This window comes from Enterobacter cloacae complex sp. P38RS (assembly GCF_014930775.1).
In the GTDB taxonomy this organism is placed as follows: domain Bacteria; phylum Pseudomonadota; class Gammaproteobacteria; order Enterobacterales; family Enterobacteriaceae; genus Enterobacter; species Enterobacter bugandensis.
Window position 1 is genome coordinate 18,338 of sequence record NZ_JADBRS010000005.1, and the last position, 24,858, is coordinate 43,195.

A 24,858-nucleotide genomic window follows, 5' to 3' on the forward strand; every position below is an offset into this window, starting at 1 on the left:
ACATTGCTTTTGGCGGGTGGCGCTTCGCTGGCCCGCCCTACTTATTCGTAGGCCCGGTAAGCGGCAGCGCCGCCGGGCAAAAAAACTCTCAACAGGTATTCACCGTGCTCAACAAACTCTCTCGTCTGCTGGATCAGGCAGGTATTTCGCTCACCGATCACCAGAAAAACCAGCTGGTGGCGTATGTCGATATGCTGAACAAATGGAATAAAGCGTACAACCTGACGTCTGTGCGCGATCCCAACGAGATGCTGGTTCGCCATATTCTCGATAGTATCGTGGTGGCGCCGTACCTGAAAGGTGAACGTTTTATCGACGTGGGGACGGGGCCGGGTTTGCCGGGCGTTCCGCTGTCGATTGTCCGACCCGAGAGCCATTTCACGCTGCTGGACAGCCTGGGCAAGCGCGTGCGCTTTTTACGCCAGGTTCAGCATGAACTGAAGCTCGATAACATCACGCCCGTACAGAGCAGGGTAGAGGAGTTTCCGGCAGAGCCGCCGTTTGACGGCGTTATCAGCCGTGCGTTTGCTTCGCTCAATGATATGGTGAGCTGGTGTAAGCATCTGCCGGCAGAAGATGGCCGTTTTTATGCGCTGAAAGGACAGCTGCCCGGTGATGAAATTCAACAGCTTCCGGACGGTTTTAGCGTTGAAACCATCGAGAAATTAAACGTTCCGCAGCTCGACGGTGAACGTCATCTGGTGATAATTAAGCCAAACAATTTTTAAAAAAATAATAAAAAATGTGGAATTTGTGCTGTTCTGAGTATGTTAAAAAACAGCACAACTAACCGGGATTAACCAGAGAGCGTTTAACCGCTTTTTTACCAGGGATTTTCTTGCGGTTAACCTTAAGTCGATTATTCATCGCGAAGATAGTCAACTATGAAAATATCAGCCTGCTAAAAGTGGAAGGCTGTAACCAGAACGCAATGTTAATTATTTATTAAGAATGTCAATAAAAGGTTTTTATTGTGTACGGGGCTGTTTTGAAAATAGTTGCGATATTTTGTGTTTAATTTCAGAAAGATAATCCTGGGTGATTTACGGCTTTGATAAATACAACCTTATCGCAAATGTGTGTTTTGTGATCTCGTGCACGCTTTGTAGTCAACGTTTTCGCGCTGTTTGCAGTTTTGCACGAAGGTCGGTGCTTTCTACGAAAGTTAAAAAATAGCGCTGGGGAAAAATATTTAAACATTTATTCACCTTTTCGCTACTTAATGTTTGAAATCACGGGTACGCACCGTATAATTTGTCCGCTTTTTGATGCTTGACTCTGAGCCTTAAAGGACGTTTTATACGACACGCGGCATACCTCGAAGGGAGCAGGAGTAAAAACGTGATGTCTGTGTCGCTCTTGAGTAGAAACGTTGCTCGTAAGCTTCTGTTCATTCAGTTTCTGGCTGTGATAGCAAGTGGACTGCTGTTTAGCCTCAAAGACCCCTTCTGGGGCATCTCCGCCGTGTGCGGGGGTTTGGCGGTCGTGCTGCCAAACGTGTTGTTTATGATTTTTGCCTGGCGTCATCAGGCGCATACACCCGCCAAAGGCCGCGTGGCCTGGTCCTTCGCCCTCGGCGAAGTGTGTAAGGTGTTGCTGACCTTTGCTCTACTGGTGATGGCGCTGGCGGTTTTGAAAGTGGTATTCATGCCGCTGATAGCAACGTGGGTTTTGGTGCTGGTGGTACAAGTTCTGGCTCCAGCTGTAATCAATAACAAAGGGTAAAAGGCATCATGGCTTCAGAAAATATGACGCCGCAGGATTACATAGGTCACCATCTGAATAACCTTCAGCTGGACCTGCGTACATTCTCGCTGGTGGATCCACATAACCCCCCGGCCACCTTCTGGACGATCAACATCGACTCCATGTTCTTCTCGGTGGTTTTGGGTCTTCTGTTCCTGGCCATGTTCCGCAGCGTTGCTAAAAAAGCGACCAGCGGTGTTCCAGGGAAATTCCAGACGTTCGTTGAGATGATCATCGGCTTCGTCCATGGCAGCGTGAAAGACATGTACCATGGTAAGAGCAAGCTGATTGCTCCGCTGGCCCTGACCGTGTTCGTTTGGGTCTTCCTGATGAACCTGATGGACCTGCTGCCAATTGACCTGCTGCCGTTCATCGGCGAGCACATCTTCGGCCTGCCTGCGCTGCGTGTTGTACCGTCTGCGGACGTGAACATCACCCTGTCGATGGCGCTGGGCGTGTTTATCCTGATTCTTTTCTACAGCATCAAAATGAAAGGCGTAAGCGGCTTTGTGAAAGAGCTTACCTTGCAGCCGTTCAACCACTGGGCGTTTATTCCGGTCAACCTGATCCTGGAAGGCGTTAGCCTGCTGTCCAAACCTGTTTCACTGGGTCTGCGACTGTTCGGCAACATGTATGCGGGTGAGCTGATTTTCATTCTGATCGCGGGTCTTCTGCCGTGGTGGTCACAGTGGGTTCTGAATGTGCCATGGGCCATTTTCCACATCCTGATCATTACGCTGCAAGCCTTTATCTTCATGGTTCTGACGATCGTCTATCTGTCGATGGCGTCTGAAGAGCACTGATTTTTTACCAACACTACTACGTTTTAATTGAAACAAACTGGAGACTGTCATGGAAAACCTGAATATGGATCTGCTGTACATGGCTGCCGCTGTGATGATGGGTCTGGCGGCTATCGGTGCTGCGATCGGTATCGGCATCCTCGGAGGTAAATTCCTGGAAGGCGCAGCGCGTCAACCTGATCTGATTCCTCTGCTGCGTACTCAGTTCTTTATCGTTATGGGTCTGGTGGATGCTATCCCAATGATCGCTGTAGGTCTGGGTCTGTACGTGATGTTTGCTGTCGCGTAGTAGTTGTTTTAAAACCCCAAGCCACAGAAATTTAAGAGGTATTGTGCTGTGAACATGAACGCAACAATCCTCGGCCAGGCCATCGCGTTTATTCTCTTTGTCTGGTTCTGCATGAAGTATGTATGGCCGCCTTTAATGGCTGCCATCGAAAAACGTCAGAAAGAAATTGCTGACGGTCTGGCTTCCGCAGAACGCGCTAAGAAAGATTTGGACCTTGCACAGGCCAACGCGACAGACCAGCTGAAAAAAGCGAAAGCTGAAGCTCAGGTAATCATTGAACAGGCTAACAAGCGCCGTTCTCAGATCCTGGACGAAGCCAAAGCTGAAGCAGAACAGGAACGTACTAAGATCGTGACACAAGCTCAGGCTGAAATTGAAGCTGAGCGTAAACGTGCTCGTGAAGAACTGCGTAAGCAGGTTGCGATTCTGGCTGTTGCTGGCGCCGAGAAGATCATCGAACGTTCCGTGGATGAAGCTGCTAACAGCGACATCGTGGACAAACTTGTCGCTGAACTGTAAGGAGGGAGGGGCTGATGTCTGAATTTGTTACGGTAGCTCGCCCCTACGCCAAAGCAGCTTTTGACTTTGCTGTCGAACACCAAAATGTCGATCGCTGGCAGAATATGCTGGCGTTTGCCGCTGAGGTGACGAAAAACGAACAAATGGCCGAGTTGCTTTCCGGTGCGTTAGCGCCTGAAACCCTCGCCGCGTCGTTTATCGCCGTGTGCGGAGAGCAACTGGATGCCAACGGCCAGAACCTGATTAAGGTCATGGCAGAAAATGGTCGTCTCCGTGTGCTCCCGGATGTTCTCGAGCAGTTTGAGCACTTACGTGCCCTTAGTGAAGCAACTGCAGAAGTCGAAGTGACTTCCGCGACTGAACTGAGTGACGAACAGCTTGCGAAAATCACCGCCGCGATGGAAAAACGTCTGTCACGCAAAGTTAAGCTGAATTGCAAAATCGATAAGTCTGTAATGGCAGGCGTAATCATCCGCTCGGGTGATATGGTCATTGATGGCAGCGTACGCGGCCGTCTTGAGCGCCTTGCAGACGTCTTGCAGTCTTAAGGGGACTGGAGCATGCAACTGAATTCCACCGAAATCAGCGAACTGATCAAGCAGCGCATTGCTCAGTTCAATGTTGTGAGTGAAGCTCACAACGAAGGTACTATTGTTTCTGTAAGTGACGGTGTTATCCGCATCCACGGCCTGGCCGATTGTATGCAGGGTGAGATGATTTCCCTGCCGGGTAACCGTTACGCTATCGCACTGAACCTGGAGCGCGACTCCGTAGGTGCAGTTGTGATGGGTCCATACGCTGACCTCGCCGAAGGCATGAAGGTTAAGTGTACTGGCCGTATTCTGGAAGTGCCGGTTGGCCGTGGCCTGCTGGGTCGCGTTGTTAACACCCTGGGTGCGCCAATCGACGGTAAAGGTCCGGTTGAGCACGATGGCTTCTCCCCAATCGAAGTTATCGCACCAGGCGTTATCGACCGTCAGTCCGTTGATCAGCCAGTGCAGACTGGTTATAAGTCCGTTGACGCCATGATCCCAATCGGTCGTGGTCAGCGTGAACTGATCATCGGTGACCGTCAGACCGGTAAAACCGCGATGGCAATCGACGCCATCATCAACCAGCGTGACTCCGGCATCAAATGTGTGTACGTGGCTATCGGCCAGAAAGCGTCCACCATTTCTAACGTGGTTCGTAAACTGGAAGAGCACGGCGCACTGTCTAACACCATCGTTGTGGTAGCAACCGCGTCTGAATCTGCTGCACTGCAATACCTGGCGCCATACGCCGGTTGCGCAATGGGCGAATACTTCCGTGATCGCGGTGAAGATGCGCTGATCGTATACGATGACCTGTCTAAACAGGCTGTTGCTTATCGTCAGGTTTCCCTGCTGCTCCGTCGTCCACCAGGACGTGAAGCATTCCCGGGCGACGTATTCTACCTCCACTCTCGTCTGCTGGAGCGTGCTTCCCGCGTTAACGCGGAATACGTCGAGAACTTCACCAAAGGTGAAGTGAAGGGCAAAACAGGTTCTCTGACCGCGCTGCCGATCATTGAAACCCAGGCGGGTGACGTTTCTGCGTTTGTTCCGACCAACGTAATCTCCATTACCGATGGTCAGATCTTCCTGGAAACCAACCTGTTTAACTCCGGTATTCGTCCGGCGGTTAACCCGGGTATCTCCGTATCCCGTGTGGGTGGTGCTGCTCAGACCAAGATCATCAAGAAACTGTCCGGTGGTATCCGTACCGCGCTGGCACAGTATCGTGAACTGGCTGCGTTCTCTCAGTTCGCATCCGATCTGGACGAAGCAACCCGTAAACAGCTGAGCCACGGTCAGAAAGTGACCGAGCTGCTGAAGCAGAAACAGTACGCTCCAATGTCTGTTGCTCAGCAGGGCCTGGTGCTGTTCGCGGCTGAACGCGGTTACCTCGAAGATGTGGAACTGGCGAAAATCGGTAGCTTTGAAGCCGCTCTGCTGGCTTACGTCGACCGTGATCACGCTCCGCTGATGCAAGAGATCAACCAGACCGGTGGCTATAACGACGAAATCGAAGGCAAGCTGAAAGCTATCCTCGATTCCTTCAAGGCAACCCAATCCTGGTAATCGTCCGGCGGCTTGTCTCAGGGCAAGCCGTCTGGCATTGAGGAGAAGCTCATGGCCGGCGCAAAAGAGATACGTAGTAAGATCGCAAGCGTCCAGAACACGCAAAAGATCACTAAAGCGATGGAGATGGTCGCCGCTTCCAAAATGCGTAAATCGCAGGATCGCATGGCGGCCAGCCGTCCTTATGCAGAGACCATGCGCAAAGTGATTGGTCACCTTGCAAACGGTAATCTGGAATATAAGCACCCTTACCTGGAAGAACGCGACGTTAAGCGCGTGGGCTACCTGGTGGTGTCGACTGACCGTGGTCTGTGTGGCGGCTTGAACATTAACCTGTTCAAAAAACTGCTGGCGGATATGAAAGGCTGGTCTGATAAAGGCGTTCAGTGCGATCTGGCACTGATTGGCTCTAAAGGCGTCTCTTTCTTTAACTCCGTTGGTGGCAACATTGTCGCTCAGGTGACCGGTATGGGTGATAACCCGTCCCTGTCCGAACTGATCGGCCCGGTTAAAGTGATGTTGCAGGCCTACGATGAAGGCCGTCTGGACAGACTGTACGTTGTCAGCAACAAATTCATTAACACCATGTCTCAGGTTCCAACGCTCACTCAGATGCTGCCGTTACCGGCATCAGAAGATGACGAGCTGAAGCAGAAAGCCTGGGATTACCTGTATGAACCCGATCCGAAACCGCTGCTGGATACCCTGCTGCGTCGTTACGTTGAATCTCAGGTTTATCAGGGCGTTGTAGAAAACCTGGCCAGCGAGCAGGCCGCACGAATGGTGGCGATGAAAGCCGCGACCGATAATGGCGGCAGCCTGATTAAAGAGCTGCAGTTGGTTTACAACAAAGCTCGTCAGGCCAGCATTACTCAGGAACTCACCGAGATCGTCTCGGGGGCCGCCGCGGTTTAACCAGGTTTACGAATTACGTAGAGGATTCAAGATGGCTACTGGAAAGATTGTCCAGGTAATCGGCGCCGTGGTGGACGTCGAGTTCCCTCAGGACGCCGTACCACGCGTGTACGACGCGCTTGAGGTACAGAATGGTAACGAGAGCCTGGTGCTGGAAGTTCAGCAGCAGCTCGGCGGCGGTATCGTGCGTACCATCGCCATGGGTTCTTCCGACGGTCTGCGTCGTGGTCTGGAAGTTAAAGACCTTGAGCACCCGATCGAAGTCCCGGTAGGTAAAGCAACGCTGGGTCGTATCATGAACGTATTGGGTCAGCCAATCGACATGAAAGGCGACATCGGCGAAGAAGAGCGTTGGGCTATCCACCGCGAGGCACCTTCCTACGAAGAGCTGTCCAGCTCTCAGGAACTGCTGGAAACCGGCATCAAAGTTATCGACCTGATGTGTCCGTTTGCGAAGGGCGGTAAAGTTGGTCTGTTCGGTGGTGCGGGTGTAGGTAAAACCGTAAACATGATGGAGCTGATCCGTAACATCGCGATCGAGCACTCCGGTTACTCCGTGTTTGCGGGCGTAGGTGAACGTACTCGTGAGGGTAACGACTTCTACCACGAAATGACCGACTCCAACGTTCTGGACAAAGTATCCCTGGTTTACGGCCAGATGAACGAGCCACCAGGAAACCGTCTGCGCGTTGCGCTGACTGGTCTGACGATGGCTGAGAAATTCCGTGACGAAGGCCGTGACGTTCTGCTGTTCGTTGATAACATCTATCGTTACACCCTGGCCGGTACCGAAGTATCTGCACTGCTGGGTCGTATGCCTTCAGCGGTAGGTTATCAGCCTACGCTTGCGGAAGAGATGGGTGTTCTTCAGGAACGTATCACCTCTACCAAAACCGGTTCTATCACCTCCGTTCAGGCGGTATACGTACCTGCGGATGACTTGACTGACCCATCTCCAGCAACCACCTTTGCGCACTTAGACGCAACCGTGGTACTGAGCCGTCAGATCGCGTCTCTGGGTATCTACCCGGCCGTTGACCCGCTGGACTCCACCAGCCGTCAGCTGGATCCACTGGTTGTTGGTCAGGAACACTACGACACCGCGCGTGGCGTACAGTCCCTGCTGCAGCGTTACCAGGAACTGAAAGACATCATCGCCATCCTGGGTATGGATGAACTGTCTGAAGAAGACAAACTGGTGGTAGCACGTGCGCGTAAGATCCAGCGCTTCCTGTCCCAGCCGTTCTTCGTTGCGGAAGTATTCACCGGTTCTCCGGGTAAATACGTTTCCCTGAAAGACACCATCCGTGGCTTTAAAGGCATCATGGAAGGCGAATACGATCACCTGCCAGAGCAGGCGTTCTACATGGTTGGTTCCATCGAAGAAGCCGTGGAAAAAGCCAAAAAACTTTAACGCCTTAATCGGAGGGTGATATGGCAATGACTTACCACCTGGACGTCGTCAGCGCAGAGCAACAAATGTTCTCTGGTCTGGTCGAGAAAATCCAGGTAACGGGCAGTGAAGGTGAACTGGGTATTTTCCCGGGTCACGCACCGCTGCTCACCGCCATTAAGCCTGGTATGATCCGCATCGTTAAACAGTTCGGTCACGAAGAGTTTATCTATCTGTCCGGCGGCATTCTTGAAGTGCAGCCTGGCAGTGTGACCGTTCTGGCCGATACCGCTATTCGTGGCCAGGATCTCGACGAAGCGCGAGCCCTGGAATCGAAGCGTAAGGCTGAAGAGCACATTAGCAGCTCTCATGGTGACGTGGATTACGCTCAGGCGTCTGCGGAGCTGGCCAAAGCGATCGCGAAACTGCGCGTTATCGAGTTGACCAAAAAAGCGATGTAACACCGGCTTGAAAAGCACAAAAGCCAGTCTGGATACCAGACTGGCTTTTTTTTTGATCCTTAATTCATGATGAAAAAGATGTAGAATTTTAGGCATCAAACGTTTTTACTTCTCACTCAAACTACCGTCAGGATGCGTATGTCAAACAGTGCGATGAGCGTGGTGATCCTTGCCGCTGGCAAAGGTACCCGCATGTATTCCGATCTGCCTAAAGTGCTCCACACGCTGGCAGGAAAGCCAATGGTGCAGCATGTCATTGATGCAGCGAATGAACTGGGTGCCCGTCAGGTTCACCTGGTCTACGGCCACGGCGGCGATCTGCTTAAGAAGACGTTGAGCGATGATGCGCTCAACTGGGTGCTTCAGGCTGAACAGCTGGGTACCGGTCATGCGATGCAACAGGCTGCGCCGTTCTTTGCCGATGACGAAGATATTCTGATGCTCTACGGCGACGTTCCGCTGATCTCCGTTGAAACGCTGACTCGCCTGCGTGCAGCCAAGCCGCAGGGCGGCATCGGTTTATTGACCGTTGTGCTGGACGATCCAACGGGCTATGGCCGTATCACGCGTGAAAACGGCAACGTAACGGGTATCGTTGAACATAAAGATGCCAGTGATGAACAGCGCAAGATTCAGGAGATCAACACCGGCATCCTGATTGCCAATGGTGCGGACATGAAGCGCTGGCTCTCTCAGCTCGACAACAATAACGCGCAGGGTGAGTACTACATCACCGACATCATTGCGATGGCATATCACGAAGGGCGTGAGATCGCCGCCGTTCATCCGGCGCGCATCAGCGAAACGGACGGCGTGAATAACCGCCTGCAGCTTTCCCGTCTTGAGCGTATTTATCAGTCCGAGCAGGCCGAAAAACTGCTGCTCGCGGGCGTGATGCTGCGCGATCCGGCGCGTTTCGATTTGCGCGGCACCGTGTCTCACGGGCGCGACGTTGAGATCGATACTAACGTTATCCTGGAAGGTAACGTCACGCTGGGTAACCGCGTCAAAATCGGCGCTGGCTGCGTGATTAAAAACAGCGCCATCGCCGACGACTGCGAAATCAGCCCGTACAGCGTGGTGGAAGATGCTCATCTTGAAGCAGCGTGTACCATCGGCCCGTTTGCGCGTCTGCGCCCGGGCGCTGAGCTGCTGGAAGGCGCGCACGTGGGCAACTTCGTGGAAATGAAAAAAGCGCGTCTGGGTAAAGGCTCGAAAGCCGGTCATTTGACCTATCTGGGCGACGCGGAGATTGGCGATAACGTGAATATTGGTGCAGGAACCATTACCTGTAACTATGACGGCGCCAATAAGTTTAAAACCATCATCGGCGATGACGTGTTCGTGGGCTCGGACACGCAGCTGGTGGCACCGGTTACCGTGGGTAACGGCGTGACCATTGCCGCCGGCACAACCGTCACGCGCGACGTAGCGGATAACGAGCTGGTGTTAAGCCGCGTGCCGCAGGTACACAAGCAGGGCTGGAAACGCCCGGTGAAGAAAAAGTAACAACAAGGCGGGTGGCGCTACGCTTACCCGCCCTACGATTGAGTAGGCCTGATAAGGCGTAGCCGTCATCAGGCAAACCCGGGAGAGGAGATAAATATATATCTTCCCCCACAAGCAGTACCCATAAAAATAACCCCACTCTCTACAAGGCTCGGGGCGCCCGGAAAGGGTAAATACAGGTCAGCGACAACGCAGGCATAATGCCTAAATTCGGAATCTAAAATATGTGTGGAATTGTTGGCGCAGTTGCGCAGCGTGATATTGCTGAAATCCTTCTCGAAGGTTTACGTCGTCTGGAATACCGTGGTTACGACTCTGCCGGTCTGGCTGTCGTCGATGCAGAAGGGCATATGACCCGTCTGCGTCGTCTCGGTAAAGTGCAGATGCTGGCCCAGGCCGCGGAAGAACACCCGCTGCACGGTGGTACCGGTATCGCGCACACCCGCTGGGCGACGCATGGCGAACCGTCTGAAGGTAACGCGCACCCGCATGTGTCTGAACACATCGTGGTGGTGCATAACGGCATTATCGAAAACCACGAACCGCTGCGCGAAGAACTGAAAGCGCGCGGCTATACCTTCGTCTCTGAAACCGACACCGAAGTGATTGCTCACCTGGTGCACTGGGAGCTGGCAAAGGGCGGTACGCTGCGTGATGCGGTGCTGCGCGCTATCCCTCAGCTGCGCGGTGCGTATGGTACGGTGATCATGGACTCCCGCGATCCATCTACCCTGCTGGCCGCGCGTTCCGGTAGCCCGATGGTTATCGGTCTGGGCATGGGTGAAAACTTTATCGCCTCCGATCAGCTGGCGCTCCTGCCGGTCACCCGTCGCTTTATCTTCCTGGAAGAGGGCGATATCGCGGAAGTGACGCGCCGCAGCGTGACCGTCTTCGACACCAAAGGCGAGCAGGTGAAGCGTCAGGAGATCGAATCTAACCTGCAATACGACGCGGGCGACAAAGGCGCTTACCGTCACTACATGCAGAAAGAGATCTACGAGCAGCCGAACGCTATCAAAAACACTCTGACCGGGCGCATCAGCCACGGCGAGGTGGATCTGAGCGAGCTGGGGGCAAACGCCAACGAACTGCTCGGCAAGGTTGAACATATTCAGATCGTAGCCTGCGGTACCTCATATAACTCCGGTATGGTCTCTCGCTACTGGTTTGAATCCCTGGCGGGCGTGCCATGCGACGTGGAAATCGCGTCTGAGTTCCGCTATCGCAAGTCTGCGGTGCGTCGTAACAGCCTGATGATCACCCTTTCCCAGTCCGGCGAAACGGCGGATACGCTGGCAGCGCTGCGTCTGTCTAAGGAATTGGGTTATCTGGGCTCGCTGGCCATCTGTAACGTCCCGGGCTCATCCCTGGTGCGTGAGTCCGATCTGGCGCTGATGACCAAAGCGGGTACCGAAATCGGCGTGGCCTCCACCAAAGCGTTTACCACTCAGTTGACCGTTCTGCTGATGCTGGTGGCGAAGCTGGCGCGTCTGAAAGGCGAAGATGCTTCCGTTGAGCACGACATCGTTCACGGTCTCCAGGCGCTGCCGAGCCGTATTGAGCAGATGCTGTCTCAGGACAAACGCATTGAAGCGCTGGCGGAAGATTTCTCTGACAAACATCACGCCCTGTTCCTGGGTCGTGGCGATCAGTACCCGATTGCGCTGGAAGGCGCACTGAAGCTGAAAGAGATCTCCTACATCCACGCGGAAGCCTACGCGGCAGGTGAGCTTAAGCATGGCCCGCTGGCGCTGATTGACGCGGATATGCCGGTCATTGTTGTCGCACCGAACAACGAACTGCTGGAAAAACTGAAATCCAACATCGAAGAGGTGCGTGCCCGCGGCGGCGTGCTGTACGTCTTCGCTGATAAAGATGCCGGTTTCGCCAGCAGCGACAATATGCACATCATCGAGATGCCGCACGTTGAAGAGGTGATTGCACCGATCTTCTACACCGTTCCGCTGCAGCTGCTGGCTTACCACGTGGCGCTGATCAAAGGCACCGACGTTGACCAGCCGCGTAACCTGGCGAAATCGGTCACCGTAGAATAATCCCTTCTGTTAATGGCTACACGACGTGTAGCCATTTCTTCCTTACTTTTTTCTCATCAGCTTTCTCTTTGCTATCAATCATCTTACTCTGACGTATTTCGTTACTTTATTGTGTGAATAATGAACGAGATTGCTTCTGAGCATTAGTATTTTCTATTTTGATCACTAAACGATCAGCTTTTATTAACGGAATCCTAAAAATGGTTTGTTTATAAAATATGTGTCCTTTTTATGTGTATACTGAAAAGGAATTTTAATGATAAAGCAAAAATAATATTATATTTGTTTTTCTCTATTATTATTCCAGCTCTGGTTCGTCATTATTCCATTAATTTAAACTCCCCCCTTGAAGATCATTCTTCCCGAAGAATATTATTTCATCGCATTTGGGATGGCGTTGTCTTTATGATAAACGCAATATTGATTTAATTAATGGAGTTATCATGAAAAATAATGGAATTACGGTGGCGATTGCACTCGCATCGGCGTTAATGGCAGGACAATCATTTGCTGCGGATGGTACGGTTCATTTCCGCGGAGAGGTTATTGATTCAACGTGTGAAGTGACGCCTGATACCGCCGATCAGACGGTGAATATCGGCCGCGTTGCCAAAACGACGTTCTCCGGCATTGACTCAACGGCGTCAGTAAAAGATTTCCATATTAAACTGGAGAAATGCCCTGCAACCTATACTCAGGCAGCAGTTCGTTTTGACGGAACAGAAGATAAAGACACCATCGGCAAAGGATATTTGTCTATTGGCACGCCTGTTAACGGTGAAGCGGATACTGACGGTATTTACACCGGCGAAGGTGAAGCCGTTACGGCTACCGGCGTTGCAATCAAGCTCTTCAACCTGAACGATGATACGGCGATCCCGCTGTATAACAATTCAAATTATGTTGCTATCACCGACGGCAAAGCGGACATGGGCTTTAAAGCGAAGTTTGTGCAGACGCTGGCTACGGTTACGCCGGGTACAGCGAACGCGGATTCCCAGTTCACCATTGAATACCTGAAATAATCTTCAGCTGTTCGCCAGGAGCCTGTTTTATCCTTTTGCAGGCTCCTCCACAGGATGTGAGGATAACTGATGTATTTACGGCGTTTGTTGACTCTGTTCATCATGCTCTCTTTTTCATTTTTAACACCCTTGTCGACGGCTGGCGTCATTATTGGCGGAACCCGCGTTGTTTATAGTAGCGATAAATCCGATGCGACAATTAGCATAAAAAATAACGAAGCGACCACGCCTTATCTCATACAGACGTGGGTCGATCCTTTTAAAGGCGATACAGCGTCGAATAAACCTCCTTTTACCGTTATTCCGCCGGTTTCAAGGCTGGAGGCCGGGCAGGAGAAAGTATTGCGCATCATGAAAGTGAAGGGCGAACTGCCTCACGATCGGGAATCGCTGTTCTGGCTCAACATCAAAAATATTCCGCCGTCCAGTTCAAACCCCAATTCGCTCGAAATTGCGATTAAGACGCAGATAAAACTTTTTTGGCGTCCGGCGACCCTGAATATCACGCCTGAACGGGCTGCGGCGAAGGTTAAATGGCGTGTTCAAAACCGGCAGCTCGTGATTGAAAATCCGAGCCCGCTACATATTAACGTTATGAATGTTACCGTCGATGGTAAAGACGTTACGTTAAATATTATTCCCCCTTTTGACACCGTGCGTTTGCCGCTTCCGGATGGCATTAACGGCCGCGCGCTGGTCTGGCGTTTCGTTAACGATTTTGGGGCAATCAGTCAGGAAATTCACGTCACGCTGTAAACATAGGGATGTTTGATATGGGGTGTTTCCGTTTTTTCATTGCGCTGGCCTCGGGGGTATCTCTCGGCTTTTCAGGCGTGACGCTGGCAAAAGATATCTTTAACCCTGCGCTTCTTGAAATTGACCATCCGGTGGATGTTGATATCCACCAGTTTAACCGCGCCAATACGTTACCTGCGGGCTCTTATAAGGTTGATATTCATGTTAACGATGAGTTTATCGGTAGCCGGGAGGTCACCTTTATTGAAGATAAGGCTGGCGATAGGCTGCATCCCTGTTTTAAGCACGTCAGGACGGTGCTTGCGGAGCTCGGGGCTAAGGTGGCGGCGATCGGTTCGCTGGATCGCCTGGACGAAAACGCCTGTGTGGACCCTACCCCGCTGATCCCTGGCGCCACATGGACATTCGATACCGATAAGCTGCTGCTCAACGTCACGCTGCCGCAGATTTACATTGATACCACCGCCCGCGGCACCATCAATCCTGCCCGCTGGGATGAAGGTATTAATGCGCTAATGATGAACTATGACTTTTCCGGCTCCAGCACATTGCAGTCTGATGATGACGACAACAGCGATTTCTACTACCTGAACCTGCGAAACGGGGCGAACATTGGCGCGTGGCGTTTACGCAATTACAGCACGCTAAACATCATCGACGGTCATTCGGATTACCATTCCATCAGCACCTATGTGCAGCGAAACCTTGCGACGTTACGCAGCCAGATCATGCTGGGTGATACCTGGACCGCAAGCGATGTCTTTGACAGTACCCAGGTGCGCGGCGTGCGCCTGTATACCGATGATGAAATGCTTCCTTCCAGCCTGACGGGCTTTGCGCCGGTCGTCCGGGGCGTAGCGAAAAGCAATGCGACGGTGATTATTCGGCAGAATGGCTACGTCATTTATCAATCTGCCGTGCCGCAGGGGCCATTTGCGCTTAAAGATTTAAACACCACCAGCTCCGGCGGCGACCTGGACGTGACCATAAAAGAAGAAGACGGCAGTGAGCAACACTTCACGCAGCCCTACGCCTCGCTGGCCATCCTCAAGCGTGAAGATCAGACCGACGTTGATATCAGCGCGGGTGAACTGCGCGATCAAAGCGAATTCCAGCCCAACGTTTTTCAGGCGCAGGTTCTGCACGGCTTTCCTGCCGGGATAACGGTATACGGTGGCGTGCAGGCCGCGGAAGCGTATCGCTCGGCAGCGGTGGGGGTCGGCAAAGATATGGGTGCAGTTGGCGCGTTTTCCGTCGATATCACCCAGGCACGCGCGCAGTTTACGGACGAGGACTCAGAGGAGTCCGGCCAGTCCTGGCGTTTTCTCTATTCGAAACGGTTTGATGAGACGGATACCACGCTGAGGCTGGTGGGGTATCGCTACTCAACACAGGGCTACTACACCCTCAATGAATGGGCGTCACGCCAGAACAGTCAGCGCGATTTCTGGGTAACGGGCAACCGACGCAGCCGGCTTGAAGGGTCCTGGACGCAGAATTTCGGCGATGGCATGGGGAACATTTATCTCACGCTGAGCCGCCAGCAGTACTGGAAAACCGACGAAGTTGAACGCCTGGTTCAGCTTGGCTACAGCAATGTCTGGCGGTCGCTTTCCTGGAACCTCTCCTGGAACTACAGCGATTCCATCACCACGGCGCAGAGCGCGGAGTATACAGATAGCGACGATCGAGAAAGCGAACAGGTTTTTATGCTGTCGTTCTCCGTGCCGCTGTCAGCATTGCTGCCGGACAGCTATGTGAGCTACGGCCTCACGCAGAACAACAGCGGAAAAGGAATGCACCAGCTTGGCCTGAACGGTACGGCGCTTGATAACCGTAATCTCTCCTGGAACCTCCAGCAGTCCTGGGATGCGGATGACAGTGTGTACAGCAGCAGCGCGGGGGTGGGATATGACGGAACCTATGGTTCGGTTAACGGCAGCTATGACTACAACCAGGACAGCCAGCGGCTCAACTACGGCGCGCGCGGCGGGATCCTGCTGCATGGCGATGGAGTGACGTTCTCGCAGGAGATGGGCGAAACCGTGGCGCTGATTAAAGCACCCGGTGCAGCCGGTCTGGCAATGGAAAACGGCACCGGTACGGCAACCGACTGGCGAGGCTACACCGTTCAAACGCAGCTTAACGCTTACGATGAAAACCGTGTGGAAATTGAGAGCGGCTATTTTGAAAAAGCGAACGTCGAGCTGGAGAACAGCGTGCTTAACGTCATCCCCACGCGAGGTGCGGTGGTGCGGGCGGAATTTATCACCCACGTTGGCTATCGCGTGCTCTTTGAGGTCACACAGGCCAACGGCAAACCGGTTCCCTTTGGCGCAGTGGCGTCTGCCGAACTGGCGACGGGCAGCGTGTCGGGCATTACCGGCGAGAATGGCGAACTCTATCTTTCGGGCATGCCGGAAGAGGGAACGTTCACGCTGAAGTGGGGGAGTGAAAAGACAAAACCTTGCAAGGTCCATTATCAGTTCCCCAAACCAACGGGTGTTGAACTGGTTCAAACAGCGGTCGTGTGCCAATAGGGAAATGAGATGAAACGACGTATCACTTTTATAGCAGTCGCCATGCTGCTTTTTACCCCTTTTTCCCACGCCGCGACGACAGAAGGCGGGGTGTGTTTCGCCATCGGCGGCACCTATATTTTCAACCTTAATCTTAACGGGGCAGAGATACCGGCAGATAAAAATCAGGCGGGAACCGAGGTGCGCGATCTGACGACCCTGCAATCGCCTTCCCGGTATAAACTGGGATGTAACTGCCTGACCCATTTCACCACCACTTTTCGTAGCATCTACTTCACCGCGCGTTCGCCCTTAAGCGTTGATACCGTAAAAAACGGGTATACCTACTACAGGTTGAACGACCAGCTCAGCATTGCGTCCTCTATTCACGTGTTGGGACGCGACTACCTTCCCGTTCCCTTTGAGGCCGAGCCCAACCGGGTGACATCCGGTCTTTACTGCTATGCCTCCGGTGAAGAAGGCTCAGAGGCAACGCTTGATACCGGTTCTCAGGTAAAATTATCGTTTTTAATCGACAAGCCCTTTATTGGAAAAGTTACCGTTCCGGGTACGACGATTGCCACGCTCTATGGCGGTATCGATGAAGCGTCCTCTCTGGCAAGTACCGAGAAGCTCGCCGAAATAAAAATTGCCGGAGACATCGTGGTACCGCAAAACTGCGAGATCGCGCCGGGTCAGTCGCTGGAAATTGATTTTGGAAAAATTCCCGCCAGCGCGTTTTCCGCCACCAAAGGCGAGGCGGTCGGTAGCCGCAAAATCCGCAAGATGATACAGGTGAAATGTACCGGCATGCTGGATGAGAACATCGTCCGATCCGCTTTCCATGCCGATCCCGTTGACGCTGACGCCACGATGATGAAAGTGAACGGCAATGATGACGTAGGGATCGTTATTTATGATAAATGGGACCGCGTCGTCAACGTCAATGGGGGGAGCATGGAGATGGATATGGGAGCCAACCAGGGGGGCGCCGAAGTTAACTCGCTCACCTTCTCTGCTGCCCCGGCCAGCGCGACGGGGAGTATTCCGAAGCCCGGCGCCTTTGAAGCCTGGGCAACCCTGACCCTCGAAATTCAAAATTAATGACAACGGCTGTTTATGACAGCCGTTGTCATATTCACATCTTTGAACCAGGCTTAACGCATCTCAGTGTGACATTATCATGACAGGGATATGATTTTATTTTTATTAAAATCATTAGCTTAACTCAAACACGTTGATTGTCATAAAACTGTCATATTTCGTACATTTATCTGTCACCTGTTTGTCCTATTTTGCTCATCGTAGCCACTTAAACAATGATTTACGAAATCCTTGCAGGAGACATTATGAAAGTTATGCGTACCACTGTCGCAACTGTTGTCGCCGCGACCTTATCTCTGAGCGCTTTCTCTGCTTTTGCAGCAGCAAGCCTGACTGGCGCTGGTGCAACCTTCCCTGCGCCGGTGTATGCCAAATGGGCGGATACCTACCAGAAAGAAACCGGTAACAAGGTTAACTATCAGGGTATCGGCTCCTCCGGTGGCGTAAAACAAATTACCGCGAATACCGTTGATTTCGGCGCATCCGACGCTCCGCTGTCTGATGACAAACTGGCTCAGGAAGGCCTGTTCCAGTTCCCTACCGTGATCGGTGGCGTGGTCCTGGCCATCAACCTGCCGGGCGTGAAGTCGGGCGAGCTGGTGCTGGACGGCAAAACGCTGGGTGACATCTACCTGGGCAAAATCAAAAAATGGGATGACGAAGCGATCGCCAAACTCAACCCAGGCCTGAAGCTGCCTTCCCAGAACATCGCCGTGGTTCGCCGCGCGGATGGTTCCGGCACCTCTTTCGTGTTCACCAGCTACCTGGCAAAAGTGAACGAAGAGTGGAAATCTAAAGTCGGCTCCGGCTCTACCGTTAACTGGCCTACCGGTCTGGGCGGTAAAGGTAACGATGGTATCGCCGCGTTCGTACAGCGTCTGCCGGGCTCCATCGGCTACGTAGAATATGCCTACGCGAAGCAGAACAACCTGTCCTACACCAAACTGGTTTCTGCCGACGGCAAACCGGTTAGCCCGACCGAAGAGAACTTTGCTAACGCCGCTAAGGGCGCGGACTGGAGCAAATCCTTCGCACAGGATCTGACTAACCAGAAGGGCGATGATGCATGGCCAATCACCTCTACCACCTTCATCCTGGTGCACAAAGAGCAGAAGAAACCTGAGCAGGGCGCTGAAGTGCTCAAGTTCTTCGACTGGGCATACAAAAACGGCGGCAAACAGGCTAACGACCTGGATTACGCCAGCCTGCCAGACAGCGTGGTTGAGCAGATTCGTGCTGCATGGAAAACCAACGTGAAAGACAGCAGCGGTAAAGCATTGTATTAATTTAGCATTCTGACGAAAATGGCGGGTGGCGCTTGCGCTTACCCGCCGATTTCGTAAACGCGTTTAACAGAAGAGTGATTTATGGCTGCAACCAAGCCTGCATTTAACCCTCCGGGTAAAAAAGGTGACATGATTTTCGGCGCGCTGGTCAAACTGGCTGCGCTGATTGTGCTATTGCTGCTGGGCGGCATTATCGTGTCTCTGATTTTCTCCTCCTGGCCGAGCATTCAGAAATTCGGTTTCTCCTTCCTGTGGACCAAAGAGTGGGACGCGCCGAACGATATCTACGGTGCGCTGGTGCCGATTTACGGCACGCTGGTGACCTCGTTCATCGCCCTGCTGATTGCGGTTCCGGTAAGCTTCGGTATTGCGCTGTTCCTGACGGAACTGGCGCCGGGCTGGCTGCGTCGCCCGCTGGGTATTGCCATCGAACTGCTGGCGGCCATCCCAAGTATCGTATACGGCATGTGGGGCCTGTTTATCTTTGCGCCGCTGTTTGCCACGTACTTCCAGGAGCCGGTAGGTAATGTTCTCTCCGCCGTTCCGTTTGTGGGAGCCCTGTTCTCTGGCCCGGCATTCGGTATCGGTATTCTGGCGGCAGGTGTGATCCTCGCCATCATGATTATTCCGTACATTGCGGCGGTAATGCGCGATGTCTTCGAACAAACCCCGGTGATGATGAAAGAGTCGGCCTACGGCATCGGCTGTACCACCTGGGAAGTTATCTGGCGCATTGTCCTTCCGTTCACCAAAAATGGGGTGATCGGCGGCGTAATGCTGGGCTTAGGTCGCGCGCTGGGTGAAACTATGGCGGTCACCTTTATCATCGGTAACACCTACCAGCTCGACAGCGCTTCACTCTATATGCCGGGTAACAGTATTACCTCCGCGCTGGCAAACGAATTTGCCGAAGCGGAATCCGGGCTTCACGTCGCAGCGCTGATGGAACTGGGGCTGATTCTGTTCGTTATCACCTTCATTGTTCTGGCGATTTCCAAGCTAATGATCCTGCGTCTCGCGAAAAATGAGGGGGCACGCTGATGGCAACTCTCGAAATGCAAAGCACCGCCCAGCTTGCCGAATCTCGCCGCAAAATGCAGGCGAAGCGTCGTTTTAAAAACCGCATTGCGCTGACGCTTTCCATGGCAACGATGGCATTCGGCCTGTTCTGGCTGATCTGGATCCTGATGTCCACCATCACCCGTGGTATTGATGGAATGTCTCTGGCGCTGTTCACCGAGATGACGCCGCCGCCAAATACGGCGGGTGGTGGTCTGGCGAACGCCCTGGCGGGCAGCGGCCTGCTGATCCTGTGGGCGACCGTTTTCGGTACGCCGCTGGGCATCATGGCCGGCATCTACCTGGCCGAGTACGGGCGTAAATCCTGGCTGGCAGAGGTGATTCGCTTCATTAACGACATCCTGCTTTCCGCTCCGTCGATTGTCGTGGGCCTGTTTGTTTACACCATTGTAGTCGCGCAAATGGAACACTTCTCCGGCTGGGCGGGCGTAATTGCGCTGGCGCTGCTGCAGGTGCCTATCGTAATTCGTACCACCGAAAACATGCTGAAACTGGTGCCGGATAGCCTGCGTGAAGCAGCTTACGCGCTGGGTACGCCGAAATGGAAAATGATTTCTGCGATCACCCTCAAAGCGTCGGTCTCCGGGATCATGACCGGCATCCTGCTGGCTATCGCCCGTATTGCTGGTGAAACGGCACCGCTGCTGTTTACTGCCCTCTCCAACCAGTTCTGGAGCACGGACATGATGCAGCCGATCGCCAACCTGCCGGTGACGATCTTTAAATTTGCGATGAGCCCATTCGCGGAATGGCAGCAGCTGGCCTGGGCCGGGGTGCTGATCATCACCCTTTGCGTACTGTTGCTGAACATTCTGGCGCGCGTCATTTTCGCGAAGAAGAAACACGGTTAATTTTTTACGGCGCGGCAGCTCGCGGCGCCGAATGAGGAAATGAGTCAATGAGTATGGTTGATACTGCCCCGGGTAAGATTCAGGTTCGTGATTTGAACTTCTACTACGGCAAATTCCATGCCCTGAAGAACATCAACCTGGATATCGCGAAGAACCAGGTCACGGCATTCATCGGTCCGTCTGGCTGTGGCAAGTCCACGCTGCTGCGTACCTTTAACAAAATGTATTCGCTCTATCCGGAGCAGCGCGCTGAAGGTGAAATTATCCTGGATGGCGAAAACATTCTGACCCAGGCCCAGGATATCGCCCTGCTGCGCGCTAAAGTGGGGATGGTGTTCCAGAAACCGACGCCGTTCCCGATGTCCATCTATGACAACATCGCGTTTGGCGTTCGCCTGTTTGAGAAGCTCTCCCGTGCGGACATGGACGAGCGCGTGCAGTGGGCATTGACCAAGGCCGCATTATGGAACGAAACCAAAGATAAACTTCATCAGAGCGGGTACTCTCTCTCCGGTGGTCAACAGCAGCGTCTGTGCATTGCGCGCGGTATCGCCATTCGCCCGGAAGTGTTGCTGCTGGATGAACCATGTTCAGCGCTGGACCCGATCTCAACCGGCCGTATTGAAGAGCTGATCACCGAGCTGAAGCAGGATTACACCGTGGTTATCGTGACCCACAACATGCAGCAGGCTGCGCGTTGCTCAGATCACACGGCGTTTATGTACCTGGGCGAGTTGATTGAGTTCAGCGATACGGACGCGCTGTTCACCCGGCCCGCGAAGAAACAAACCGAAGATTATATTACTGGCCGCTACGGTTGATTTGCCTTAGTGCATGTGGAGAAACCATGGACAACCTCAATCTTAATAAACACATTTCAGGCCAGTTCAACGCAGAGCTGGAAAGTATTCGCACGCAGGTGATGACCATGGGTGGCATGGTCGAGCAGCAGCTTTCTGATGCGATTACGGCAATGCATAACCAGGACAGCGAGCTGGCGAAGCGCGTCATCGAAGGCGACCATAACGTCAACATGATGGAAGTGGCGATCGATGAAGCCTGCGTGCGTATTATCGCCAAGCGTCAGCCGACCGCGAGCGACCTGCGTCTGGTAATGGCGATCATTAAAACCATCGCCGAGCTGGAACGTATTGGTGACGTGGCGGATAAAATCTGCCGCACCGCGCTGGAGAAGTTTTCCCAGCAGCATCAGCCGCTGCTGGTGAGCCTGGAGTCGCTGGGCCGCCACACTGTGCAGATGCTGCACGACGTGCTGGATGCCTTTGCGCGTATGGATCTGGACGAAGCGGTGCGTATCTACCGTGAAGACAAGAAAGTCGACCAGGAGTATGAAGGCATTGTGCGTCAGCTGATGACCTACATGATGGAAGATTCCCGTACCATCCCAAGCGTGCTGACGGCCCTGTTCTGCGCGCGCTCAATCGAGCGTATCGGCGACCGCTGCCAGAACATTTGCGAATATATTTTCTACTTCGTGAAGGGACAGGACTTCCGTCACGTGGGCGGCGACGAGCTGGACAAGCTGCTGGCGGGTAAAGATCCGAAAGAGTGATGGTTGTGGCGGGTGGCGCTGGCGCTTACCCGCCCTACGTTAGCTTAACGCGTAATATCCCACCCGCGTGCCTTCCACAACTCTGGCAATTGCGCCAGATCGGTAAAGGTCGTCACTTTTGGATGATCGATCGGCTTGTTGTGCGGATCGGCACAGAAGTAAAAAACCTCCATCCCTGCATCAATCCCCGACTGGGCACCCGCAGGCGAGTCATCCACCAGAATGCAGTTCTCCACGTTGACGTTCATCGCTTTCGCCGCGTGGAACATCAGGGCCGGATCGGGCTTCCAGCGCTGAATATCGTAGCCGCTGAACAGTTTTTCCGGAAAGTGGTGCAGCATTTCAAGCTTGCCCAGTGAATGCTGCATTTTGCTGACCGGACCGTTGGAAACTACGCAGATTGGCACCGTCATCGCATCCAGCAGCGCGTTAGCCCCGGCAATAACGTCCAGTTCTGAGTCGAAGAGGCGTGCGACCTCGGCGCGGTACACTGGTTCCAGCTCCGCTTTCGCCAGATCCACCCCGTGCTCTTCGTTAATGATGTCGATGATCTCGTACAGCTTCACGCCCTTAAAGCGTTTGAACACCTCTTCGAGATCGAGCGTAATGCCAAATTCCTGGAACATGGCGACATACGCGCGGGAACAAATGACCTCACTGTCGACCAGCGTACCGTCACAGTCGAAAAATACCGCTTCAATTCCGGACATGCCCTTCCCTTTTAACAAGTTTAACGTTTACGTACGACAGATTTACGAGACGCAATCGTTGCCGTATAAGCATAATCAATGAAAAAAGTATCCCGTAACCGCCACTATTGTCGCATTTTGGTATAGGATAGCGACGAATTTTCCCTCCTTGTTCGGAAATTGATGATGAGTCAACAACACACAACCCAGACATCTGGTCAGGGTCTGCTTGAGCGCGTATTCAAACTGCGCGAGCACGGCACAACGGCACGCACCGAAGTGATCGCCGGTTTCACCACCTTCCTGACGATGGTCTATATCGTTTTTGTGAACCCGCAAATTCTGGGCGTCGCTGGCATGGACACCAGCGCCGTCTTTGTTACCACCTGTCTGATCGCGGCCCTTGGCAGCATCCTGATGGGCGTTTTCGCTAACCTGCCCGTGGCGCTGGCACCCGCTATGGGCCTGAATGCGTTCTTCGCGTTCGTGGTGGTTCAGGCGATGGGCCTGCCGTGGCAGGTTGGTATGGGCGCTATCTTCTGGGGTGCGGTCGGCCTGCTGCTGCTGACCATCTTCCGCGTCCGCTACTGGATGATTGCCAATATCCCGGTGAGCCTGCGCGTGGGTATCACCAGCGGTATCGGTCTGTTCATCGGCATGATGGGGCTGAAAAACGCCGGTGTGATCGTGGCGAACCCGGAAACGCTGGTGAGCATCGGTAACCTGACCTCGCACAGCGTGCTGCTGGGCGTGCTGGGCTTCTTCATCATCGCGATCCTGGCGTCGCGCAACATCCACGCTGCGGTGCTGGTCTCTATCATTGTGACCACGCTGCTGGGCTGGATGCTGGGTGACGTGCATTACAGCGGTATTGTCTCTGCGCCGCCGAGCGTCTCTACCGTGATTGGTCACGTTGACCTGGCGGGTTCCCTGAACCTGGGCCTGGCGGGCGTGATCTTCTCCTTCATGCTGGTCAACCTGTTTGACTCCTCCGGTACGCTGATTGGCGTGACGGACAAAGCGGGTCTGGCTGACGAGAAAGGCAAATTCCCGCGCATGAAGCAGGCGCTGTATGTGGACAGCATCTCTTCCGTGGCGGGTTCTTTCATTGGCACCTCATCTGTTACCGCTTACATTGAATCCTCTTCCGGCGTGTCCGTGGGTGGCCGTACCGGCCTGACGGCGGTGGTGGTGGGTATCCTGTTCCTGCTGGTGATCTTCCTCTCTCCGCTGGCGGGTATGGTTCCACCGTATGCGGCTGCCGGCGCGCTGATTTACGTGGGCGTGCTGATGACCTCGAGCCTGGCGCGCGTGAAGTGGGAAGATTTAACCGAAGCGGTGCCGGCCTTTATTACTGCCGTGATGATGCCGTTCAGCTTCTCGATCACCGAAGGTATCGCGCTGGGCTTTATCTCTTACTGTGTGATGAAGATCGGTACCGGCCGCTTCCGCGAACTCAGCCCGTGCGTGATTATCGTTGCGGTGCTGTTTGTGTTGAAGATTGTGTTTATTGACGCGAAATAAACAGGTTTGTTCCCTCTCCACGTGGGAGAGGGCCAGGGTGAGGGCATCAGGCCGCTCCGGCTTACGCCTTCACCCGCTTAATATAATCCCCAAACGCGGTCAGCTGGCCAGAGAGATGGTCACGCGTGCTCTGATCCACCACTTCACCCGTCTGCGGGTCGACCTTGTTTTGAATCACACCGCCCATAAATTCCGGCTTGTTCATCACCATCGCATCCAGGAACACCAGGATCTGACGCAGGTGATACTGGCAGCGTGCGCCACCAATCGCGCCCATTGAGCTGGTCTGGATCAGCACCGGTTTGCCAGACAGCGGCTGCTCCGGTAAACGGGATAACCAGTCAATCGCGTTCTTCAGGCCACCCGGAACCGAGTAGTTATACTCCGGCGTGACAATGACCACACCGTCGGCCTGGCGGATCTGCTCGGCTATCGCCTCCACGCTCTGCGGGAACCCCTCTTCCTGCTGGACATCTGCATCATACAGCGGGATATCGCCAATAGATGGCAGGGCGCTAATTTCCATACCTGCCGGGGCCAACTGCGGCAGCGTGCGGGCAACCATTCCGTTAAATGAACCTTTGCGCAGGCTTCCCAGTAACGTAACTACTTTCAACGTATCAGACATGATTACTCCTGTTTCATCATGATGACCCTGAT

Annotated in this window: 24 protein-coding genes; 22 read left to right on the forward strand and 2 right to left on the reverse strand. The window is 53.5% G+C overall.

All coding sequences use genetic code 11. From position 1 onward, the window contains the following. The first annotated feature begins 104 nt into the window (after nucleotides 1-104). The 21 genes from rsmG (at nucleotide 105) to phoU (ending at nucleotide 21,985) form a co-directional block, all read left to right on the forward strand. Nucleotides 105-728, forward strand: coding sequence for a 16S rRNA (guanine(527)-N(7))-methyltransferase RsmG (rsmG, locus tag IM303_RS08825; RefSeq protein WP_193359834.1), 624 nt, complete (start codon nucleotides 105-107; stop codon nucleotides 726-728). A gap of 616 nt (nucleotides 729-1,344) precedes the next feature. Then, nucleotides 1,345-1,725 carry a F0F1 ATP synthase subunit I gene (atpI, locus tag IM303_RS08830; protein ID WP_008500194.1) on the forward strand — a complete coding sequence of 127 codons (381 nt, stop codon included), beginning with the start codon at nucleotides 1,345-1,347 and terminating at the stop codon, nucleotides 1,723-1,725. 8 nt (nucleotides 1,726-1,733) lie between these two features. Then, nucleotides 1,734-2,549, forward strand: a complete 816-nt coding sequence (gene atpB / locus IM303_RS08835; RefSeq protein ID WP_028014916.1) for a F0F1 ATP synthase subunit A — start codon at nucleotides 1,734-1,736, stop codon at nucleotides 2,547-2,549. Nucleotides 2,550-2,598: 49 nt separating this feature from the next. Next, complete coding sequence (gene atpE, locus IM303_RS08840) at nucleotides 2,599-2,838, forward strand: F0F1 ATP synthase subunit C (RefSeq protein ID WP_000429386.1); 240 nt, start codon at nucleotides 2,599-2,601, stop codon at nucleotides 2,836-2,838. 48 nt (nucleotides 2,839-2,886) lie between these two features. Next, nucleotides 2,887-3,357 carry a F0F1 ATP synthase subunit B gene (gene atpF, locus IM303_RS08845; RefSeq protein WP_003862370.1) on the forward strand — a complete coding sequence of 157 codons (471 nt, stop codon included), beginning with the start codon at nucleotides 2,887-2,889 and terminating at the stop codon, nucleotides 3,355-3,357. A 14-nt stretch (nucleotides 3,358-3,371) separates the two neighbouring features. Then, entirely contained in the window at nucleotides 3,372-3,905 is a 534-nt protein-coding gene (gene atpH / locus IM303_RS08850; protein ID WP_003862369.1) for a F0F1 ATP synthase subunit delta, read from the forward strand. A 12-nt stretch (nucleotides 3,906-3,917) separates the two neighbouring features. Next, nucleotides 3,918-5,459, forward strand: a complete 1,542-nt coding sequence (gene atpA, locus IM303_RS08855) for a F0F1 ATP synthase subunit alpha (protein WP_003862367.1) — start codon at nucleotides 3,918-3,920, stop codon at nucleotides 5,457-5,459. Nucleotides 5,460-5,510: 51 nt separating this feature from the next. Beyond that, nucleotides 5,511-6,374: a F0F1 ATP synthase subunit gamma gene (gene atpG, locus IM303_RS08860; RefSeq protein WP_003862364.1), complete on the forward strand. Its 864-nt coding sequence runs from the start codon at nucleotides 5,511-5,513 to the stop codon at nucleotides 6,372-6,374. Between the two features lie 31 nt (nucleotides 6,375-6,405). After that, nucleotides 6,406-7,788 (forward strand): F0F1 ATP synthase subunit beta, encoded by a 1,383-nt coding sequence (atpD, locus tag IM303_RS08865; protein WP_193359835.1) that lies wholly within the window; start codon nucleotides 6,406-6,408, stop codon nucleotides 7,786-7,788. A gap of 20 nt (nucleotides 7,789-7,808) precedes the next feature. Beyond that, nucleotides 7,809-8,228, forward strand: coding sequence for a F0F1 ATP synthase subunit epsilon (locus IM303_RS08870; RefSeq protein ID WP_006177560.1), 420 nt, complete (start codon nucleotides 7,809-7,811; stop codon nucleotides 8,226-8,228). 138 nt (nucleotides 8,229-8,366) lie between these two features. After that, nucleotides 8,367-9,737 carry a bifunctional UDP-N-acetylglucosamine diphosphorylase/glucosamine-1-phosphate N-acetyltransferase GlmU gene (gene glmU / locus IM303_RS08875; RefSeq protein WP_192971863.1) on the forward strand — a complete coding sequence of 457 codons (1,371 nt, stop codon included), beginning with the start codon at nucleotides 8,367-8,369 and terminating at the stop codon, nucleotides 9,735-9,737. Between the two features lie 224 nt (nucleotides 9,738-9,961). Further along, a complete protein-coding gene (glmS, locus tag IM303_RS08880) occupies nucleotides 9,962-11,791 on the forward strand; it encodes a glutamine--fructose-6-phosphate transaminase (isomerizing) (RefSeq protein ID WP_047366743.1) in 1,830 nt (609 codons plus the stop codon). Between the two features lie 443 nt (nucleotides 11,792-12,234). Next, on the forward strand, nucleotides 12,235-12,816 hold the full coding sequence (locus tag IM303_RS08885) for a chaperone-usher fimbrial major subunit (protein ID WP_047366742.1): 582 nt from the start codon (nucleotides 12,235-12,237) through the stop codon (nucleotides 12,814-12,816). Between the two features lie 69 nt (nucleotides 12,817-12,885). Then, a complete protein-coding gene (locus IM303_RS08890) occupies nucleotides 12,886-13,572 on the forward strand; it encodes a fimbrial chaperone (RefSeq protein WP_193359836.1) in 687 nt (228 codons plus the stop codon). Between the two features lie 17 nt (nucleotides 13,573-13,589). Further along, nucleotides 13,590-16,112: a fimbria/pilus outer membrane usher protein gene (locus IM303_RS08895; RefSeq protein WP_049001584.1), complete on the forward strand. Its 2,523-nt coding sequence runs from the start codon at nucleotides 13,590-13,592 to the stop codon at nucleotides 16,110-16,112. Nucleotides 16,113-16,121: 9 nt separating this feature from the next. Then, complete coding sequence (gene stgD / locus IM303_RS08900; RefSeq protein WP_053087970.1) at nucleotides 16,122-17,195, forward strand: fimbrial protein StgD; 1,074 nt, start codon at nucleotides 16,122-16,124, stop codon at nucleotides 17,193-17,195. A gap of 245 nt (nucleotides 17,196-17,440) precedes the next feature. Further along, on the forward strand, nucleotides 17,441-18,481 hold the full coding sequence (pstS, locus tag IM303_RS08905; RefSeq protein ID WP_193359837.1) for a phosphate ABC transporter substrate-binding protein PstS: 1,041 nt from the start codon (nucleotides 17,441-17,443) through the stop codon (nucleotides 18,479-18,481). Between the two features lie 81 nt (nucleotides 18,482-18,562). Next, nucleotides 18,563-19,522: a phosphate ABC transporter permease PstC gene (pstC, locus tag IM303_RS08910; protein WP_028014924.1), complete on the forward strand. Its 960-nt coding sequence runs from the start codon at nucleotides 18,563-18,565 to the stop codon at nucleotides 19,520-19,522. Continuing rightward, complete coding sequence (pstA, locus tag IM303_RS08915) at nucleotides 19,522-20,412, forward strand: phosphate ABC transporter permease PstA (RefSeq protein ID WP_014881893.1); 891 nt, start codon at nucleotides 19,522-19,524, stop codon at nucleotides 20,410-20,412. Before pstC ends, pstA begins: the two co-directional genes overlap by 1 nt. Before the next feature lie 47 nt (nucleotides 20,413-20,459). Next, nucleotides 20,460-21,233: a phosphate ABC transporter ATP-binding protein PstB gene (gene pstB / locus IM303_RS08920; protein WP_010426574.1), complete on the forward strand. Its 774-nt coding sequence runs from the start codon at nucleotides 20,460-20,462 to the stop codon at nucleotides 21,231-21,233. 26 nt (nucleotides 21,234-21,259) lie between these two features. Continuing rightward, complete coding sequence (gene phoU, locus IM303_RS08925) at nucleotides 21,260-21,985, forward strand: phosphate signaling complex protein PhoU (RefSeq protein ID WP_003861153.1); 726 nt, start codon at nucleotides 21,260-21,262, stop codon at nucleotides 21,983-21,985. Between the two features lie 44 nt (nucleotides 21,986-22,029). Here phoU and yieH read toward each other — a convergent pair whose 3' ends face one another. Continuing rightward, complete coding sequence (gene yieH / locus IM303_RS08930) at nucleotides 22,030-22,695, reverse strand: 6-phosphogluconate phosphatase (RefSeq protein WP_047366739.1); 666 nt, start codon at nucleotides 22,693-22,695, stop codon at nucleotides 22,030-22,032. 165 nt (nucleotides 22,696-22,860) lie between these two features. On the opposite strand from yieH, the gene adeP reads away from it, so the two are divergent. Further along, nucleotides 22,861-24,198, forward strand: coding sequence for an adenine permease AdeP (adeP, locus tag IM303_RS08935; RefSeq protein WP_192971869.1), 1,338 nt, complete (start codon nucleotides 22,861-22,863; stop codon nucleotides 24,196-24,198). 61 nt (nucleotides 24,199-24,259) lie between these two features. Here adeP and IM303_RS08940 read toward each other — a convergent pair whose 3' ends face one another. Beyond that, complete coding sequence (locus IM303_RS08940) at nucleotides 24,260-24,826, reverse strand: NADPH-dependent FMN reductase (protein ID WP_003861147.1); 567 nt, start codon at nucleotides 24,824-24,826, stop codon at nucleotides 24,260-24,262. Nucleotides 24,827-24,858 lie beyond the last annotated feature (32 nt).